Below are 18,308 nucleotides of genomic sequence, written 5' to 3' on the forward strand. Positions count from 1 at the left end.
CGACCGGTCGGAAGTCATCAAGCCTCACTTCGTGCGTCCGCCATCCGGTCCGCGACGCGCGTCGCGTTCGCCATCAGGGTGAAGGTGAGGTTCTTTGACGGAAGAAACGGAAATACGGAACCGTCGACCGCATAGAGGTTCTCCCAGTCGTGGCTGCGCCCTTCCGGGGAGGTGGTGAGCGGCGCGGGCGAAAGCGACATCGGCAGCGTCCCGGCGTAATGGACGCTGGCGCCCATGGGGCGCGTGTGGGCCATTCCCGGCACCGCGAAGCACCCCAACTCCCGCAGCGCACCACGCACGCGCCGCACCGCCCGGCGGATTCGCCCGGGCTCCCCGCGTGGCGGTTCGTAACGAATGACAAGCCGCGCGTCCTCGCCCGGCGCCCCGTCCTCCAGCGACAGGTGGCAATCGTCCCGCCGGTGGTCGGAGAGATTGACATTCACAAGGCCCAGCGCGGCGTGCAGGTTCCCGAACACGCGAAGCGCCGACGCCATGTCGAGCGGAAGGTTCTGAACAATGGGGTGGATCATCGTCGCCTTGAGAGTCGTCACAATCCCGTGGATGGAATCGGCCGCGGAGTCCCCGTCGATGCCGAGCAGCACCTGATGGTACTGATAAGTAGCCGGATCGACCGGCCGACCGGCCATTGCCGGATTCACAAACGGCACGAGAATCTGGCGGTTGTCCATGAGTCCGGGCAGACGCACGCTCCGGCCCGTGTCCCGGCGAATCGACTCCATGACGATACGGCCCGTCGAGAGAGTGCCCGCCGCCAGAACCAGAACTTCGACCGGAGTCTCCTCCTCCGCGCCGCCACCGGCTGGCCTCGACACAACCCCCAGGACGCGACGGCCTCCGTCGGTCCGGAAGCGAGAGACATAGCGACCGCTCCGGTAACGGAAGCCCGGATGACGCAGGCACTCCTCCAGCGTGTGGCCGGGTGTGTAGAGCGCTCCCACCGGACACCCCGGCAGGCACCGACCCAGATAGCCGCACGCGCCACGACCGTCGCGGTCCTCCAGGAGAACCGCCACGCGCGACCGCCCCACGCGGCAGCGGTGCTTGCTCCGGAGAGGCTCGCGGCGATCCCGCGCACGATCCAGCAGCACCCGGGAGTGCTCGTCCAGGTCGCCCGGAGTGCCCAGGTTCGCATGGACGGGCATCCAGGGAGCGAGATCGTCCTCGACTCCCGTCACGCCGATGCGGGCCGCAATCTCCCCGTACCGGGAGAGCAGATCATCGGACGAAAGCGGAAACTCCTCCAGATCGGCCGCGCCAAATGGAAACGCCCCGGCAGTCCACGCCTGAGCCAGCCCACCGCGCGCGAAGGAGATCAGCGGCTCAAACCCCGCGGCCCTGAACTCGAAGGACTCCTCGCGTTCGAACACATACTCCTTCCCGGGAGGGAATCCGTAGTACTCCTTCTCGCCGCCCGGCAGCGTCAATCCTTCGAAGTGCTCACCGAGAAGATGCCTGACCGGATCGGTCAGGTTCCGCTTCAGGGCCGGGAAGGTGTCGTCCGGGTTGGGGGGCGCGGGTCCGTCCCGCCCGACATCGAACATCTCCACTTCCCACCCGCGATCCAGGAGCGTTCGGGCAAAGTGCACGCCGCTCGCGCCGGAACCGACGACGGTCGCGCGCTTCGTCATGCGCGCCCTCCACTCCTGCGTCGCAGCGCCAGGTGCGCCGGGCCGAATACCGGGATGGAGAACGCCGCAAGCACCGCGAAAGCCGCCGCGCGAAATGCCGCATCCAGAAACGTGCGCGTGCGACCCGGCGCGGTGACGCGGTCCACGGCGGCGTCCGTCGGGGCGACACTCTCCAGGAGCGCGACAAGAAGCGACAGTTTCCGGCGAAGCAACCCGCCGCGACGGAAGAGCGCACAGTAGGAGTCGGCGAAGCGCGTCAGTCCGTGACCGCCCTGCGCCACTTCGACCACAAGACGATCGAAGGAGTCCGCCCCGCCGGGAGGCTCCACCACCCCTGCCGCGTGCGCCTGCACATACTTCTCCAGAATGAACATGGCGGGGCCCTCGCCGAGGATGTACCGACCCAGCGTCCGGCCTTCGTCCTCCAGAATCCTCCGGGGCGAACGAACCTCATCCATCGGCATCCATCTCCTGAATCATGGCATCCAGACTCCTCCAGGCACGCCCTTCGCGAGGGCCGGGAAAGTCCGCCCGAGCGGAGCCATCGCACAGGAACGCATAGATCTGCGCGGCCGTCACGGGAAGCACCGGCCCCGTGACCGATTCGATCGCGCCGAGAACCGCGACCGCCGCGCGGCCGGGAACGCGCAGCAAGCGGGGAGAACGCCCGCACACCGCTTTCCCGATCCGCGCAAGAAGCTCCGGCCACGGCACCGCCTCCGGGCCGCCCGCGTCCAGAACTTCTCCGTCGAATCGGTCCCCTTCGACGATCCCGGCCAGCACTTCGGCGACATCGTGCACATGCACCGGCTGCACGCGGGAGTCTCCAAAGAGCGGAACCACCGGAGCGCGAACAGCGCGCGCCAGCGAACGGCCGATGGTGGACCCGGCACCCAGCACCACCGTAGGCCGCACGATCGTGTGAGCAAGGCCGCTGGCCGCGACGATTCGCTCCGCTTCCGCCTTGGAGAGCGCGTAAGGGTAATGCCGAACACCCGGATAGGCGGCGGCGATCGTGCTGACATGGAGGAAGCGTTTCCCTCCCGCGCGCACGCACGCATCTACCAGCGCACGCGTGCCGTCCGCATTGGCGCGAAAGTGCTCTGCGGAGGACGCCTTTCCGGTGAGCGCCGCACAGTGCACGACCACCTCGGCCTCTTCCAGTGCGGCGGCATACCGCTCCGGGTTCAGGAGATCCCCGGACACACGACGCACGCCGTCCCCATCCGGAAGAGGCCCCGCCCCGCGACACAGGCACGACACGCGACGCCCCCCGCCCGCAACGCGAGCGAGGAACGCGCGTCCGACAAATCCCGTACCGCCCGTCACAAACAGCGGGGCGCGTGCGCCGTCTTCCCTCATGCCGGGCTCACCATTCCCTCCGGTCAGTACCGATAAAACTCCGGCTTGTACGGCCCTTCCACCGGAATCCCGAGGTAGTCGGCCTGCTCGGGCGTGAGTTGCGTGAGCTTCACGCCGAGCTTGCCCAGATGAAGCCTGGCGACTTCCTCGTCGAGGTGCTTCGGCAGCATGAACACGCCCACTTCATAGTCCGAGCGCTTCGCCCACAACTCTATCTGTGCCAGCACCTGATTCGTGAACGAGTTCGACATCACGAACGACGGATGCCCGGTCGCACAGCCCAGATTCACCAGCCGTCCCTCCGCGAGCAGCAGAATGTGGTTCCCGGACGGGAGCTTCCATCGGTCGACCTGCGGCTTCACCTCTTCGCGTTCGGCGTTCTTCTGAAGCCAGGACGCTTCGATTTCCGAATCGAAGTGCCCGATGTTGCAGACGATCGAGTCGTTCTTCATCCGACTCATGTGCTCACCCGTCACGACATCGCAGCACCCGGTCGCCGTGACGAAGATGTCGCCCACGGTACAGGCCTCGTCCATGGTCGTGACTTCGTAGCCCTCCATGGCCGCCTGCAACGCGATGATCGGGTCCACTTCCGTGACGAGCACGCGCGCACCGAGGCTCCGCATGGCGTGCGCGCATCCCTTCCCGACATCTCCGTAACCCGCGACCACCACGACCTTCCCCGCGATCATGATGTCCGTCGCACGCTTGATCCCGTCCGCAAGAGATTCGCGGCATCCGTAGAGGTTGTCGAACTTGGACTTCGTGACGGAGTCGTTCACATTGATCGCCGGGGCGGACAGCTCTCCCGACTCGTGCATCTGGTAGAGCCGCCGAACGCCCGTCGTCGTTTCCTCGGTAATCCCGCGGATTCCCTGGAAGTAGTCCGGGTACTTGTCATGGACGAGCTTGGTGAGGTCCCCCCCGTCGTCGAGAATCATGTTGAGCGGCTGCCCGTCCGGGAAAACCAGCGTCTGTTCGATGCACCAGTCGTACTCCTCTTCCGTCTCGCCCTTCCATGCGTAGACGGGCACGCCGGTGACGGCGATGGCCGCCGCGGCATGGTCCTGCGTGGAGAAGATGTTGCAGCTCGACCACTGTACTTCGGCGCCGAGTTCGCGGAGCGTTTCGATGAGCACCGCCGTCTGGATCGTCATGTGAAGACACCCGGCGATCCGTGCACCGGCCAGCGGCTTCTCCTTGCCGAACTTCCCGCGAAGCGCCATCAGCCCGGGCATTTCCTGCTCGGCCAGCGTCATCTCCCGCCGGCCCCAGTCGGCCAGCGTGATGTCGAGAACCTTGTATCCGGGTTTCGTCGTCGTGTTCAAGAAAGATCTCCTTCCGTGGAATGGTCCTCCGCGAAGCCCGTCCGGGCAAGCGCGAAGGGTTGAGGTCAGGGTTTCATCGCTTCCATCAAGACAACATCCGGACCCGCGAGACTCCGCGAATCCGTCGATACAAGCCGGTGCGTCACCCGCGTGAAGCCCGCTTCCCGCAGCCAGGACACAAGCTGCGGCGGCGAGAATCCGGGCCAGCGGGCGCCGAGGGTTTCGCGGAGGTCCTCGTCGCCGTGTTCGGCAAGGTCCGCGATCACCAGCCGCCCCTCGGCGGCCAGGCCACGCCGGATCTCCGGCAACACGCCTCTCACATCGGCGATGTGTTGCAGGACAAGGTTGGCGACCATGACATCGGCCTCGCCGTCGGACAGCGGCAGGTGCTCCAGCGCACCCAGCCGAAGGTCCACCTCGGGGAGTTCCCGCGCGTCGATCCGCCGCCGGGCGATCCCCAGCATCTCCGCCGACTCGTCCACCCCAATGAGGCGAGCCGACACCCGCGCGAGATCCCGAAGCGCAAGCCCGGTGCCCGTCCCCAGGTCCACGAGCGTCTCCGCGCGCCCCACGACTTCCACCAGGGCGTCCATGTGAGCCGTGGGGTCAAACGCGGCGGCGCGCCGCTCCTCGTACTCCGGGGCGATCTCGCGGAAGAACGCCGAGGTCTCCCGGCGACGCTCCGCGAGAGCACGCTCCACCGCGGGGAGGTCGGGCGAGTCCGCCCCGGCGAACTCCTCGCGCAGGCACCCGAGCAGCCGGGACGCGTGCGAATCCTCCCCGGCGGGTGCGGAGGAGTAGAACGCCCATGTCCCGGCCCTCCGAACCGTGACCAGCCCGGCATCCTTCAGTATGCGAAGGTGCCGGGAAACCGACGACTGACCGAGACCCAGGATTCCGGTAAGCTCCGCCACATGAAAGGGGCCGTCCGTCAGGATCCGGAGAATGCGAATCCGGTTTCGATCGGCGACCGCCTTGGAGGCGCGCAGGATTTCTTCCACGAAACGCCTCCGGGGCGGGAGCGGGAGCGGGAGATATATCGCTATATGTCGATGAATCACTTTAGCACGCGTTTCACCCTCCGCGCAACCCCCTCCCGGTGTTGCGTTGATTGGGGTTGGAGACGCGTCCGCCCGACTCCAGGGCGTGCAGGCGCCACTTCATGACTCGCAATCACTTCCTGACCGCGCTCGGCGTCGTCCTTGGCCTGCAGATGCTCCGGGGGCTCTTCCCGCTGCTCGTTTTTGGGCTGGGAGACCGCTTCGGCTGGCCCGCGCCGGTGCTCGGACTCATCGGGCTGGGGACGCTGGGAATGGCCTTCCCGCTCTGGCCGGCCATGCGCCGGGGGAGTGCGTGTGTGGCTCCGGCAGCGCTGTCTCTGGTGGCGCTCCGGCTCCTCTTCCAGATCCGGGCGGTGGATCCCGTCGCTTCAGCGGGGATTGCCGCAGCCGGGGTTGCCGCCTTTCTCGCGCTTCTCGCCGCGCTTCGCCGTGCCATCCCCGCGCGGGATGTGGCGCTGGGGGTCCTGGCGGGGATCGGCCTCGACGCCGCCCTGCACGCCGCCGCGGGAACGCGCCCCCTTCATGCGTCGGGCGGGTGGGCGGCCGCCGCGGCGGTCTCCGTGGCACTGGCCACCGGAGTCACGGCGCTGTGCCCCCGGCGAAAGAGACCCGCGCAGTCTCCCGCCTCGTCCTTCGCCGAGCGCACCACAGGTCTGGCGGATCTGGGATGGGGACCGCTCTTTTTCCTCTCATTGGAGTGGCTTTCGAATGTCGCGCGGCTCTCGGCAAGAACGGGGCTCTCCACCCCCGCCGCGGGCACCGTTGTGGTACTCGGCGCGGCACTGGCCATCGTGGTGGCGGGAGCGGTATGTCGGGTTCGCCGGGGGTCACTCGCCACCACGCTTGCCGCCGGGCTTCTCCTTGCCGCGCTCGCATGGGCGGCGGAGTCCGGCTCCCTGCCCGCCATCCCGCTCCTTCTCGCGGGGCAGATCGCCGCGGCGTTCCTTGCGCTTCGTCTCGGCGCGTCCCGCCCGGGGATCGCCTCCGGCGTGGCCTTCGGAACCGGGTTTGCGCTCCTCGCCGCCCTGGTCTTCGCGGCCTACGGCGGCTACCAGCTCCCCCTCCCCTTCGGACGCGCCGCCGTCCATGCATTCGCCGCGGCGGCTCTGGCCACCGCTGCCGTTCGCCGGCCCGCCCGCCCGGATCCCGCCCGCCTCTTCCGGCGCGCGCCCGTGGTCGCGATGGTCCTCGCGGCCGCGGCGCTTCTCCCGGCAGCCCGGAGCCTGCGCCGTCCCGCCCCGCCGCCGCCTCTTCCGGCAGATGCCGCTCCGGGCGAACTTCGCATCATCACGCTGAATCTACACAACGGCTTCGACGAGCACGGGCGGTTCGCGCTGGACCGGATGGTCGCCTACCTGCGCGACGCCTCCCCCGATGTGATCGCTCTTCAGGAAGTGAGCCGAGGGTGGCTGACAAACGGCTCCGCGGACCTCTTCGAACTGATCTTCGGCGAACTCGGGTTTCATGGAGTCCATGGCCCGTCGGAAGGGGCGGACTGGGGGAACGCCATCTTCTCGCGACTCCCCATCATGGAGTCGACCACGCATCCGCTTCCCCCGGCTGACCTCCTGGTGAAGCGAGGCTGGACGACTGCCCGCTTCGATGCGGGGGGACGCATCGGCGGGTTCCTCCTGCACGCGACTCACTTCCACCATCCGGACAGCCCCGCCGACGAGGCCGTCCGCGTGCGGGCAGCGCGCCACCTGGCCGGGCAACTCTCGCAGGAGACCGGGATTCTGCTCGGCGACTTCAACGCGGAACCGGCGTGGGACTCCATGCGGATCCTGCGCGAAGCGGGCTGGACGCACGCATTGGATACCTCCGAAGGTGAGTCCGGGGCTACCTGGCCCGCAAGTGACCCGCACCAGCGCATCGACGCCATCCTGTTGCGTGGAGAGCTGAAGTGCGTGGAAGCGCGTGTCGGGCCGGCCGTCGGCTCCGACCACCGGCCTGTAGAGGCCCGTATTCGCTGATTTCCGGGGAAATCGACGCTCCCCCCCCCGACCTTGACCGTTCGCGCACCCTGCCCTACGATGACCCCGATGGACGGACTCAGCCCCCCATTCGCGGGTTTCCCGCTGCGCTCTCTCCCCGGAAGATCTTCGGGCCGGCCTCCCCGGTCCGTTTTCCGGAGAGTCCCGGTCCGTCCGGATTTCGTTCACAGACGCCGTGGAGAGAACCGTTCTCCGGGGCGTTTCTTCGTGGGCCAGAGTCAGGAGGTGATCGTTTGATGCACGAAGGCACCGTGAAGTGGTTCAACGACTCCATGGGATTCGGCTTTATCTCAAGAGAATCGGGGCGTGATGTCTATGTTCACTTCACCGCCATCAGAGCCGATGGATTCCGCACGCTGAACGAAGGGGACCAGGTTCACTTTGAGGTGAAAGCGAAGGGCCGGGGACTCCACGCGGAGAATGTGATCAAGGTCTAGCCCGGCAGGTCACCCCCGGGCGGCGGCGTTCACCACGGAGATCATCCGCTCCAGAGCGGCGCGCGCGTCGCGAACGATGCGCGTCCGTTCTTCCTCCGGCAGGCGGTCTCTTGTGCCCGTCACTTCGTCGACGGAATCTCCGGGCAGTACACGGTTGATGTCCGGCGGGCATCCGCGACGGAGCAGATCCAGAATGCCGACAAGATGCGGCGGGTCGTTGCGTGACATCGTCGCGCATCCGCACTCCATCGCCCCCGGGCGCCCGGGAATGTCCGCCATGTGGACCACTTCCACTCCACGCAGCGCGGCCTGCTCCCGCGCGTTTCTGACGAAGTGCCCCTCGGTCGCGACCGCGAGGCACGAACCGGCGGGCGCGTTCAGAATCTCCCGCCAGAGGTACTTGGTGGAGCCCGCGCCATCCGCCGCGTCCACGACGGCCCGCGGGCACTCGGGGTGTACGAGCACCCGATGCCCCCGGACGCGCCAGTACTCCACCTGCTCGGTGGTAAAGACCGTGTGCACGCCGCAATGACTCCCCCACAAGATCATGCGCGCGCCATCCAGCCGCTTCCGGTCCGCGGGGGTCAGTTCATCAACCCGGGGGAAGCGCCCTTCTCCGGCAGGTTCCCACACGAAGAGATCCTCCCGAGAAATCCCGGCCCATCCCGCCGCGACCTCTCCCAGATGCCGATCCGGGACGAACAGGATTCGCTTCCCTTCGCCCAGCGCCCACAAAACCACATCCCGCGCGTTGGAGCTGGTGCAGACAGAACCGCCCGTCTCTCCGGCCAGCGCCTTCACGCGCCCGGAAGTGTTCATGTACGCGACCACGAGAAGATCGTCGCCGAAGCGTTCGCGCAGGTCGGTATAGACCGGTTCGACCATGTGCTCCTTCGCCAGCATCTCCATGGTGCAGCCTGAGCGCGGGTTGGTGATCCATACCTGCTGATCGGGACCGGCGAGAATCGCGATCGACTCCGCCATGAAGTGAACGGCGGACTCGACGAAGATCCGCGTCTCCGGAGATCGCCGGGTCTGGAGCGCCAGTTCATACGAATCCGCAATGTGCCCCCCGTATCGCTCCACGAGTTTCACGATCTCCCCGCCCATGTAGTAGTGCGCAAGAAGCACCATCTCCGGACCGAAGTGTTCCAGCGCGGGACGGATGTACCCGTCCATCCAGGGGAGAACGCTCTCCGGCGTTCGATCCGGAAGCGCCAGGTACTCTTCCGCGTACGGGCGGAACTCATCCTGATACCGATCCAGCGGGAAGTCCTGCTGACAGATCGGCATATCGGGGATGATACGGATGCCGCTGGGGTTCGAAGGCGTTTCCGCCGGGGAAGTGTCGTTCATGAAACCCATCCGACCTTCGGGTGAAGCAACGCCGCGCCCTTCGCCGCGTCCGCGCAGGCAAGCGTACTCCGCGTCGCTCTCGACCGGAAGAGGCTACTGCACATATCCGATCGCCTCCAGCGACCGGCGGATCTCCTCCGGCACATGGCGCGTCTCATGGGTTCGCGCGCGCTCCTCCCAGTCGTGATCGGCACACCAGACGCGAAGCCGCGCTTCCAGTTCGTCTTCCATCTCCGGGAGTTCGCCGGCGTGATTCACCAGTTCCTCCGGATCCTCCTCGATCAGAAACAGCTCCCGCTCCCCGAAACGGATCCACGCAGGCGGCTCCGTCCGGCCCACCCGATACGCGAACCCCGACGGATTTGACACAAACCGATGCGACTCCGTTCGCACCGAAAGCACCCGGTTCTCCAGTTCCGAAAAGGCCGCGGCCTTCCCGCGTGCACCGGGGGAACCCTCGGCAAGCCCGCGAAGGCTCACCCCCTCCCATGCGTCCGGCGCGGAGATGCCCAGGTAGTCCAGCACGGTCGGGGCGATATCGAGCGCCTCCACAATCCCGGGCGCGATCCTCCCCGCGGGCACCTTCCCCGGCCAGCGCAGCATGAGCGGAATGCGCAGGGAGGAGTCATAGATCGACGCGGAATGGTTGATGTAGAAGTTCCGCTGATAGAGGTCCTCTCCGTGATCGGAAGCCAGAACGACGAGCGTGTTGTCGTCGAGTCCGGTCTCCTGAAGCGTCTCCAGCAGCCGTCCGATCAGTCGATCCACGGCCACGATCTCGGCATCGTACCGCGCAATCAGGTGATGCAGGTCGGTCTCCGGCAGTTCGCGGCGCTCGGCGGTGATGCGATCCATTTGCTCGATGCTGCCGTCAATGGGACCGTCATAGCCACGATCGAAGAGCGGGGTCAGAGGAACCGGCGGCTGGAAGGGCCGGTGCGGGCCGAAGAGGTGGATCCAGAGGAAGAAGTTGCCTCCCTGCCGGGCGCGAAGCCACCCCGCCGCCTGCGTGGCCAGCGATGCATCCTGATCGCGCATGTCGAACGACACGGAGAAACCGGGCCACTCCGCCTTCCCGCTGTTCGACAGGAACGATGCACAGTCGTACCCGCGCTTCGCCAGAACCTCGGCGATTGTCTGAGCGCCGTCCTCCAGCGCCTGTCCGTTCCGGCGAACGCCGTGCGTCACGGGATGAAGCGAAGTCAGAACCGTCGCAAGGGTGGGCCATGTCTGCGCGCGAGGGGCGAAGGTGTCACGAAAGGTGACGCCCGATGCAGCCAGCGCGTCCATGGCGGGAGAAGTCGGCCTTGCGGAACCGTAGCACCCCAGATGCGAGGCGCGCAGCGTGTCCACCGTGATCAGCACGACACCGGGACTCGGCTTCCGCGAACAGGCACCGCCGACAAGCAGAAGCAGCGCGACCGCGAGGACCCCGGGCGTTCGGCCAGTCCGTCGCGGTCGCAAGCTCATGCCTCCCGGGTTACCGGGTGACCGTCACCTTCCGGGACATCTGCACACCGCCGGATCGAAGGACCGCGAAATACACACCGTTCGGCACATCGTCGGCCATCCAGACAGCATGGCGGATGATCCCGTCCCCGCGCGGATGCTCCGCCAGTCGGTTCACGAGTCGCCCGGCGACATCGTAAATGTCGAGCACGACCCCGTCATCCCTCTTCGACGCGTAGCGGAACAAAGCCTCATGCGTCACGGGATTCGGCCTCGGCGCGTCCAGCATGAGCCCGGCGGGGGCACCCGGAAGCGCCACGCCCGCACCCGTGGAAAGAGGCGCGGCAATGTCCACTTCCCATGCGCCCCGGCCGAATGTCCCGGCCACGAGCTTGCGGTCCGACTCCTGGATCTCCAAGTCCATCACGACCGTATTGGGAAGCCCCTCGTCAAACGGAATCCAAGCCGATCCTCCGTCCGTACTCGCCCAGACTCCCGTGTCGGTGCCGATGAACCAGCGGTCGGTCTGCTGGGGATCCACGAGGATGACATTCACGGGCTGCGGCGGAAGATCTCCGGTGATGTCGATCCACGAAGCGCCCAGGTCGGTTGTCATGGCCATGTGCGCCACATCCGCATAAGAGGAGAATGTGACGAACGCCGTATTCACATCGGTCGGGTGTGCGTGAATGCGAAGGCCCGACCCCGTGTCGAAGCCATAGTCGGCGGCTGAGTTCCAGCTCAACCCGTCGTTCGTGCTGTAGATGACGCCGGTGCCCGCCACCGTCCAGACGACATTCCCGTCCACGCGGCTGATATCGATCCAGACCGGGCTGAAGTCTCCGACGGCATCCCACCAGCTCCCACCGTTCGTGGTCCGGTAGGTCCGCGCCACGGTCGCGGTGTAGAGGTGGTTGCCCGCGTTCTGGTCCTGCGCCACCGGGGTCACCCAGCGTCCCTCTTCGTCGATCCCGTTGTTGATCGGCGTCCAGTCGTCCCCGCCGTCGAAGCTCTTGTAGTGAACGCCGTTCTGGATCTCCGCGTAGATGGTCGAGTTCGCCGGATTGATGTTGCAGACCATCCCGTCCGCGAAGAGACCGTTCTGCCAGACGGTGGACCCGAACCAGCGATCCGTTCCGTTGTCCTGCGTCCCGCCCCCCATGAAGGCGGCGTCGAACTGGGAGACACAGATGTCGTAGAACTGATAAGTCACGAGCCCCGTGTTGCGGTCTATCCAGTTCTGGCCGTCATTGACGGACTCCCAGACACCGCCGTCGGATCCGACAAAGAGGTTCGCGTCGGTCCCGGGCCGATAAACCGCCGCATGATGGTCCACATGTACGGCCCCGCCGCCCACCGTTCCCCAGCTCACGCCGGAGTTCTGCGACCGGTACAGGCTCACGCCGCCGACAAAGACGCGGGTCTCATCGTTCGGGTCCACGACGATCGTGTTGTTGTACCAGCCCTGCTGCGAGTAGAAGTTCGGGCTGTCCGCCTGAAGAGACCACGACCCGCCGCCATCCGTGCTGAGGTAGATCCCCACGAGCGTCGGGTCCGAGTAAGTCCGTCCCGCATACCCCGCGTAGATCCACTCCGGGTTGGCGGGGGTGACCGCGATCTTCGTCTTCCCGAGAAGCCACGCCGAGGGCTGTCCCGTTCCCGCCTTCGCCCAGGTGAGTCCGTCATCGGTCGAGATCTTCACGCCGTTCCCGACATCATCGTCGCCCTTGACGGCATACACCGTCGACGGATCCCCCGGCTTCCACTTCACATCAAACCAGTGACCGCCCGTTTTTACATCCGTCCAGGTCTCACCGTCGTCGGTGGAACGCCACAACCCGTCCGTCGCACCCGCGAGAATCGTCCCGGTGACGGCGTTCGCTTCCATGATGTGGAACCCGTGGCCGTCGGACACGGGATAGGACAGTGCCGTCGTGCCCCAGGTGGCTCCGGCATCGGTCGACTTGAGAATCCCCACGCCCCCGATCCGGTAGGCGTTCAGCGTTCCCTCACCCGTTCCAATCAGGACCGTGTTCGAATCCCACGGAAGAACACAGACCGCATTCACGGCCAGCGTCGGCAGATGGTCGGTGATGGGCGTCCAGGAAACCGCGCCGTCCATGCTCTTCCACAGACCCCCGCCCGCGGCACCCGCGTACACAACATCCGTGTCGTTCGGGTCGAACTCGATGTCCAGCATCCTCCCGGAGAAGTTGGTCGGCCCGCGATTGAACCACCCGGCACGCGGCGTCCCGGTCTCCAGAGACTCCCGCGCCCTACGCTCCGCTCCGGCACGCCAGCGTGCTCCGGCAGGAATGGTCCCGTCCGGCCCCACCCGTCCTTCGCGGAACCACTTCAGCCGGTTGTACGGCTTCCAGCCGGTCCCGGACTGTCCCGCCAGTTCAGGATTCCGCGCGAAGAAGGCGTCCATCCGCGCAATCGAGGAGGTCAGGTCCCCGGCGGCTTCATCAACGACTGCGGCCTCTCCGGGATTCGGAGCGGCTTCCACGCCGGAGGAAGAGGACGCCACCGTCATGGCGGCGACGAAGACGGCGATGAGCGAGACTCGGAATGCGGATGCTCTCATGAGTGCGGACCTCGTGCGGGTTGCGGGTACGGGGGGGTGCGCCCACCGGATCACGAGGCCGGCAGCACGCAGGGTCTGATTCTACCATGGATAGAGTGGCCATCCTACCGGTGCGTGAACTGGAGAAAACGCGGCCGGGCCGGGGAGCGCGACAGGGTGCATACCGCCCGTTCGGCCCCTGCGGCCGTGCCTCGCCGGAACGGGGGTTCCTTTCCTACGGTCCCGTCAGGACGACGCGCGCGCCACTCACCTGCCCGTCCGACGACAGCCTAAGGTAGTACACGCCCGGAGGCGGCCCGCCGGACGCAATCGACGGCACGCTCCAGACGGCGTTGTGCGGGCCCGGATCCTGAACGCTGTGAACCAGTGTCTTCACCTCGCGCCCGTGAACATCATGCACGCTCAGCCGCGTGGGTGACGGCGACGGGAGAAGGTACTGAACGGTGATCGCCCCTCGACCCGGGTTCGGAAATGCCCGCGTCACGCGAACCGGTTCCTCCCGCCACCTGCGATCCACCTCTTCCTCTTCGGACGGGGGAAGGAGCCCGGGTGCCTGATTGCCCGAACTCAGGAATCCGACCAGCGCAATCAACGCCGTCTGCAGGTTCACCGCCGGTTCGTTCAGCGTGTAGTTCCCGCGGTTCGCGTACGCCGGATCGGCGATGTCCTGATAGCATCGACCCGGGTACGAGGAGATATGCCAGTTGTCGGCCTGATTCGGCCCGCCGACCAGTTGCCCGGGAACGGGAGCGCAGTCTTCATCGTCTACCGCCACATACCCTGCCGCGAAGTTCCACGCACCATGGGCGTGCAGCACCGGGCGCGTCCCGACGCCCGTCATGTAGCACTTGCCCATCGGGTTTCGCCCCAGAATGTAGTGAAGCTGGTCGGACGCGGCCTCCCGGTGGCTTTCGTTCCCCGTGTATCGCCAGGCCTGAATCTGCGCCCATGCATAGCGAAGCACCACGCCTGTGAATCCCCAGTAGTAGTCGCCGTATCCGGGAGAGGCCTTCGCGACGCAGCCGTAACCGTCCTGAAGCGACCGGTTCGTCCAGACCTCTGCATTGAACCGCGTCGTCTGTTCGATACCGCCCCACGATCCGCCGACCACATCCGGGTCCGCGCCGGGAGCATCGTGGTAACTGAACGCACCGAGGTTGGCGACAGCCGCCCACGAATCCGGGTAGATGACGCGATCGACGCCCCCGGAGGTCCACCACTCGTCCACCGCTTCTCGTGCGGCACTCCACCGCGTAAGCCGGAAGATCTCCGCCGCGGCCCAGAACCGGCGCTCCGTCTCGCTGCCGAGAATGTACTCCGCCCCCTCGTGCCCGAAGCGATTCGCAAACCCTCCGACAGGAACGCGATCCTCATGCGTGAGAAGCCATCCCCATGCGGAGGCCGCGCTCGTACTGCACGCTGCGGCGAAGTCGCGATCCTGAACCCGATAGACGCGCGCCGCCAGCGCCATGGCCGCGCAGTGGATGGCCGTGGCGTCGCTGGAGATGGCGGTGTGGTAACGATGCTCTTCGTCGAGGTGCGGAACCGCTTCTCCCGTGTACCCCGCCACGGATTCGCGGTGCCGAACCGACCCGTCGATTCCCTGCATCCGAAGCATCCATTCCAGCGACCACCGCGCCTCATCGAGAATGTCGGGAATGCCGTTGCCGCTTTCGGGAATGCCGCAGTCGTCGTGCCGGTACAGCGACGGATACTGCTCATACGCCTGAAGCAGGATCCCCACCGCGTATCCGTTGTTCGTGGAGTACTTGCCGTAGTTCCCCGCATCGTGCCAGCCGCCGCGCGTGTCGACAAATCCGGCCGGGTTCGAGCTCGTCGTGCTCCAGTGATACGATGCGGCCGAAGGACCCGCGGCGTGGCACTCGTCATGCTGCCATTGCCCGCCGTAGATCGGGCCGATGGCCGTACCGCACCGCTGGTAGTAGAGGCCCTGAACGGCAATCCGAAACAGCCGGTCGTAAATGTCATCGGAGATCAGGAAGGGAGGAGAGTCCCCGACACGCGGAACGCGAAGGTAGTACCAGCCCCCCTCCGTCAGCGCGGAGAAGTCCGCCTCCCAGACATCCTGTCCACTCGCGGGGTCCGCGGCCCTTCGAAGCTGAAGCGGGCCGGAGAAGACCACCTCATGGCTCGCATGCCGCCGCACTTCGAACCCATCGCCGGAGACCGGAACGGCGGCCCACTTGCGCCCTTCGGTCAGGAAGCCGAACTGGTTCAGGTGCACAGGCCCCTGGCCCGCGTGCGTGCATCGGGGAGTGGCCGCAGGGATCACCGCGCAGAACACGGCAAGAAGCGCCACAAACGAGGGGTTTCGTCCGGATCGTCTCATGCCCTGGGCATCGGCAGAAAACGCCGTCTGGTGAAGACCGGGGTCCGGGGAGCCGTCTTGCCCCGAACCCCGTCATCCCACCCGCTGAGGACGCGCAGTCCGCCTACCGCGCCAGAACGATCTTCCGCGTGGTCTGCTTCGCTCCGGCCTTCAAGACCGCGAAATAGACGCCGGACGGCGCGTCATCCGTCAGCCAGGAGGCGGTACGGACGATTCCGTCCCCGGAAGCGTGTTCTGCAATGCGAGCCTGCCGTCGTCCCGCCACATCCACAATCTCCAGCGTGACGCTCCCGTCGTGCCATGCCGCATACCGAAGCCGCGCCTCGGAAGTCGCGGGGTTCGGCCGGGGCGAATCCAGCAGAAGCCCCCCGACACCCTGCGGCGAGGTGACGGACACATCGGTGACACTGGGCGAAGTGATGTCCACTTCCCACATTCCGCGCCCGTGCGTGCCCGCAACCAGTTTCCGCGCGGCGTCTTCGATCTCCAGATCGACGATCTTGGCGGACACAAGCCCCGAGTGGCAGGGAATCCAGTTCACTCCGGCATTGCTCGTTTCCCAGACGCCCAAGTCGGTTCCGATGAACCAGATGTCCGGGTTCTGCGGGTCTACGGCAATGGCGTTCGCGGGCACATCCGGGAAGTCGCCGGTGACATTCTGCCAGCTCACTCCCATGTCCGTCGTGCGCGCCACATGCGCCATCCCTCCCCCGTAGCCCGAGAACGCGACAAAGGCCCCGTTCGCGTCTGTCGGGTGCGACAGGATCTTCGTGGCGCCTCCCGTGGAGAACCCCCAATCGGAGGTCTGCGTCCAGGTGCCGCCATCATCGGTGGTGACCCAGGGTGCCCCTCCTCCGACCGTCCACACGACATTCCCGTCCACCGGACTGATCGAGATCCAGACCGCGGTCTGGTCGCCCACCTTGGTCCACGGGTTTCCTCCCGCCGTGGTACGGAAGATCCCGTCGGCGCTCGAAGTGTACAGATGGTTGGCGGTGTTCTGATCCATGTCGACCGGCGTCACCCACGGCCCGTCTCCCGAGATGCCGTTGTTGATCGTCGACCAGCTGCTGCCGCCGTTTTGCGTCTTCCGGTGATCTCCGAAGTAGAGTTCGCCGTAGATCACATTGGGAGCCGTCGGCTTGATGTTGCACACCATTCCGTCTCCGCCGAGGCCGTTGCTCCAGTTCACCGTGCCGTTCCAGATGTCCGTTCCGTTGTCCTGCGTCCCTCCGGCCGCACGCGAAGGATCCGACTGGGAGACGCAGATGTCGTAGAACTGATAGGTCACAAGACCGGTGTTTCGATCGCTCCACGACGCGCCGTCGGTGGTGGACTCCCACACGCCCCCATCCGAGCCGACAAAGACATTGTTGTCGCTCCCGGGCCGGTAGGCGATCGCATGATGGTCCACATGAACCTGGTTCCCGATCTGGGAGAACGAAGTCCCGCCGTTCACGGATCGGTAGAGGGCCACCCCTCCGACGATGATGTGTTCCGCATCATTCGGATCCGCCTGAATGGTGTTGTTGTACCACCCCTGCGTTCCGTAGATGTTGGGACTGCTCGCGCGGAGCTGCCAGGTGGCGCCGTCATCCGTGCTCCGGTAGATCCCGAGAAGCCCGTTCGATGTCTTGTCCGCAAACCCCGCATAGATGGTGCCGGGAGCATCCGGCGTCACGGAGAGCCGGGTCTTCCCGACCAGCCAGGAACTGGGCTGCCCCGTGCCTGCCTTCGCCCAGGTGAGGCCTTCGTCGGTGGAGACCTTGACATTGTTCCCGGACCCGCCCGACCCCTTGACCGTGTACACGCGATCGGAGTCTCCGGGCTTCCACTTCACATCGTAGTAGTCGTCTCCGTCCTTCACGAGATCCCAGTTGTCCCCGTCATCGGTGGATCTCCAGAGGCCGTTCGTCGCCCCGGCGAGAATGGCGGTGCCGCCGTTCGGGTTCGCCTCGATGATGTGAAACCCGCGGCCTCCAACGACCGCCTGCGTCAGCGAAGTCGCCGCCCAGGTGTAACCCCCGTCGGTGGACTTCAGCAGGCCGACGCCGTCGATCCGGTCTATGTTCCAGGTGGGTTCGCCCGTCCCGATCAGCACCACGCTTGAGTCCCACGGGAGAACCGCCACCGCGCCGACCGCCGACGACGGGAGTTCATCTCCGACGGAAGTCCAGGTGGCTCCCCCGTTCGCGCTTCTCCAGATCCCGCCCCCGGCGGCCGCTGCGAAGAGGGTGTTGGAGTTGTTCGGGTCGAACTCCAGGTCCAGTATCCGCCCGGACAGATTCTCAGGCCCCCGGCAGAACCAGCTGGCTCTCGTGGACACAGCCCCGGACTCGAGCAGGTCCATCGTGTATTCCCATGCACGGAGGCGCGCGCCCAGTGGAACCTCCTGACCGTTGATCATGCGCTGCTCGTAGAACCACTTGAAGCGGTTGTACGGTTTCCAGCCACTCCCCCGGGTGTCCTTCAGGTCGGGGTGGGCTTCATAAAACGCCGCTTTCCCGGAAAGCCAGGCGGTCATCTCCGCAGGAGACCCGCTCGGGGCCGATTCGCTCGAAACGGCGATGGCGAAGAGAAGAACAGAAGCCGCGAACAGCACCGGAAGAACGGTGCGCACATCGAAAACTCTGCTACGCATGTCAGACCCCTTTCGGGGGGAAAGGCGGTTTCGGAAAGGGGGAAGTGGAGCAGGCTCCACTCTACCACGAGTGGAACCCCTCATCCACTAAGCC

Annotated in this window: 12 protein-coding genes; 2 read left to right on the plus strand and 10 right to left on the minus strand. The window is 66.2% G+C overall.

Annotated features, from left to right (window positions below):
• Window positions 1–17 precede the first annotated feature (17 nt).
• From QF819_05735 to QF819_05755, 5 genes are all read right to left on the minus strand, one after another.
• On the minus strand, window positions 18–1,649 hold the full coding sequence (locus tag QF819_05735) for a GMC oxidoreductase (GenBank protein ID MDP6802663.1): 1,632 nt from the start codon (window positions 1,647–1,649) through the stop codon (window positions 18–20).
• The gene (locus QF819_05740) at window positions 1,646–2,107 is read right to left on the minus strand and encodes a hypothetical protein (protein ID MDP6802664.1); all 462 of its coding nucleotides are present in this window, start codon (window positions 2,105–2,107) and stop codon (window positions 1,646–1,648) included. The genes QF819_05735 and QF819_05740 overlap by 4 nt, the downstream gene beginning before the upstream one ends.
• The gene (locus tag QF819_05745) at window positions 2,100–3,011 is read right to left on the minus strand and encodes an NAD-dependent epimerase/dehydratase family protein (protein MDP6802665.1); all 912 of its coding nucleotides are present in this window, start codon (window positions 3,009–3,011) and stop codon (window positions 2,100–2,102) included. Before QF819_05745 ends, QF819_05740 begins: the two co-directional genes overlap by 8 nt.
• A gap of 23 nt (window positions 3,012–3,034) precedes the next feature.
• Complete coding sequence (ahcY, locus tag QF819_05750) at window positions 3,035–4,339, minus strand: adenosylhomocysteinase (protein MDP6802666.1); 1,305 nt, start codon at window positions 4,337–4,339, stop codon at window positions 3,035–3,037.
• Between the two features lie 65 nt (window positions 4,340–4,404).
• Complete coding sequence (locus QF819_05755) at window positions 4,405–5,340, minus strand: metalloregulator ArsR/SmtB family transcription factor (protein MDP6802667.1); 936 nt, start codon at window positions 5,338–5,340, stop codon at window positions 4,405–4,407.
• A 161-nt stretch (window positions 5,341–5,501) separates the two neighbouring features.
• On the opposite strand from QF819_05755, the gene QF819_05760 reads away from it, so the two are divergent.
• Together QF819_05760 and QF819_05765 are read left to right on the plus strand one after the other, a co-directional pair.
• Window positions 5,502–7,373 (plus strand): endonuclease/exonuclease/phosphatase family protein, encoded by a 1,872-nt coding sequence (locus tag QF819_05760; GenBank protein ID MDP6802668.1) that lies wholly within the window; start codon window positions 5,502–5,504, stop codon window positions 7,371–7,373.
• 257 nt (window positions 7,374–7,630) lie between these two features.
• Window positions 7,631–7,831 carry a cold-shock protein gene (locus QF819_05765; protein ID MDP6802669.1) on the plus strand — a complete coding sequence of 67 codons (201 nt, stop codon included), beginning with the start codon at window positions 7,631–7,633 and terminating at the stop codon, window positions 7,829–7,831.
• A gap of 9 nt (window positions 7,832–7,840) precedes the next feature.
• Here the strand turns inward: QF819_05765 and nadA are convergent, their stop codons facing one another.
• The 5 genes from nadA to QF819_05790 all read right to left on the minus strand — a co-directional run bounded on the left by nadA (window position 7,841) and on the right by QF819_05790 (window position 18,214).
• Window positions 7,841–9,187, minus strand: coding sequence for a quinolinate synthase NadA (nadA, locus tag QF819_05770; protein ID MDP6802670.1), 1,347 nt, complete (start codon window positions 9,185–9,187; stop codon window positions 7,841–7,843).
• A 93-nt stretch (window positions 9,188–9,280) separates the two neighbouring features.
• On the minus strand, window positions 9,281–10,651 hold the full coding sequence (locus tag QF819_05775; protein MDP6802671.1) for a sulfatase: 1,371 nt from the start codon (window positions 10,649–10,651) through the stop codon (window positions 9,281–9,283).
• Window positions 10,652–10,667: 16 nt separating this feature from the next.
• Window positions 10,668–13,223: a hypothetical protein gene (locus QF819_05780; GenBank protein ID MDP6802672.1), complete on the minus strand. Its 2,556-nt coding sequence runs from the start codon at window positions 13,221–13,223 to the stop codon at window positions 10,668–10,670.
• A 214-nt stretch (window positions 13,224–13,437) separates the two neighbouring features.
• On the minus strand, window positions 13,438–15,573 hold the full coding sequence (locus QF819_05785) for a glycoside hydrolase family 9 protein (GenBank protein MDP6802673.1): 2,136 nt from the start codon (window positions 15,571–15,573) through the stop codon (window positions 13,438–13,440).
• Between the two features lie 103 nt (window positions 15,574–15,676).
• On the minus strand, window positions 15,677–18,214 hold the full coding sequence (locus tag QF819_05790) for a T9SS type A sorting domain-containing protein (GenBank protein ID MDP6802674.1): 2,538 nt from the start codon (window positions 18,212–18,214) through the stop codon (window positions 15,677–15,679).
• Window positions 18,215–18,308 lie beyond the last annotated feature (94 nt).

Source organism: Gemmatimonadota bacterium (assembly GCA_030747075.1).
Taxonomy (GTDB): domain Bacteria; phylum ARS69; class ARS69; order ARS69; family ARS69; genus ARS69.

Excerpts from the sequence above, each read along its gene's own strand:
- QF819_05760 (MDP6802668.1), top strand. The coding sequence starts at position 5,502 with ATGACTCGCAATCACTTCCTGACCGCGCTCGGCGTCGTCCTTGGCCTG.
- nadA (MDP6802670.1), bottom strand. The coding sequence starts at position 9,187 with ATGAACGACACTTCCCCGGCGGAAACGCCTTCGAACCCCAGCGGCATC.
- QF819_05785 (MDP6802673.1), bottom strand. The coding sequence starts at position 15,573 with ATGAGACGATCCGGACGAAACCCCTCGTTTGTGGCGCTTCTTGCCGTG.
- QF819_05740 (MDP6802664.1), bottom strand. The coding sequence starts at position 2,107 with ATGGATGAGGTTCGTTCGCCCCGGAGGATTCTGGAGGACGAAGGCCGG.
- QF819_05735 (MDP6802663.1), bottom strand. The coding sequence starts at position 1,649 with ATGACGAAGCGCGCGACCGTCGTCGGTTCCGGCGCGAGCGGCGTGCAC.
- QF819_05780 (MDP6802672.1), bottom strand. The coding sequence starts at position 13,223 with ATGAGAGCATCCGCATTCCGAGTCTCGCTCATCGCCGTCTTCGTCGCC.
- QF819_05765 (MDP6802669.1), top strand. The coding sequence starts at position 7,631 with ATGCACGAAGGCACCGTGAAGTGGTTCAACGACTCCATGGGATTCGGC.
- QF819_05790 (MDP6802674.1), bottom strand. The coding sequence starts at position 18,214 with ATGCGTAGCAGAGTTTTCGATGTGCGCACCGTTCTTCCGGTGCTGTTC.
- QF819_05745 (MDP6802665.1), bottom strand. The coding sequence starts at position 3,011 with ATGAGGGAAGACGGCGCACGCGCCCCGCTGTTTGTGACGGGCGGTACG.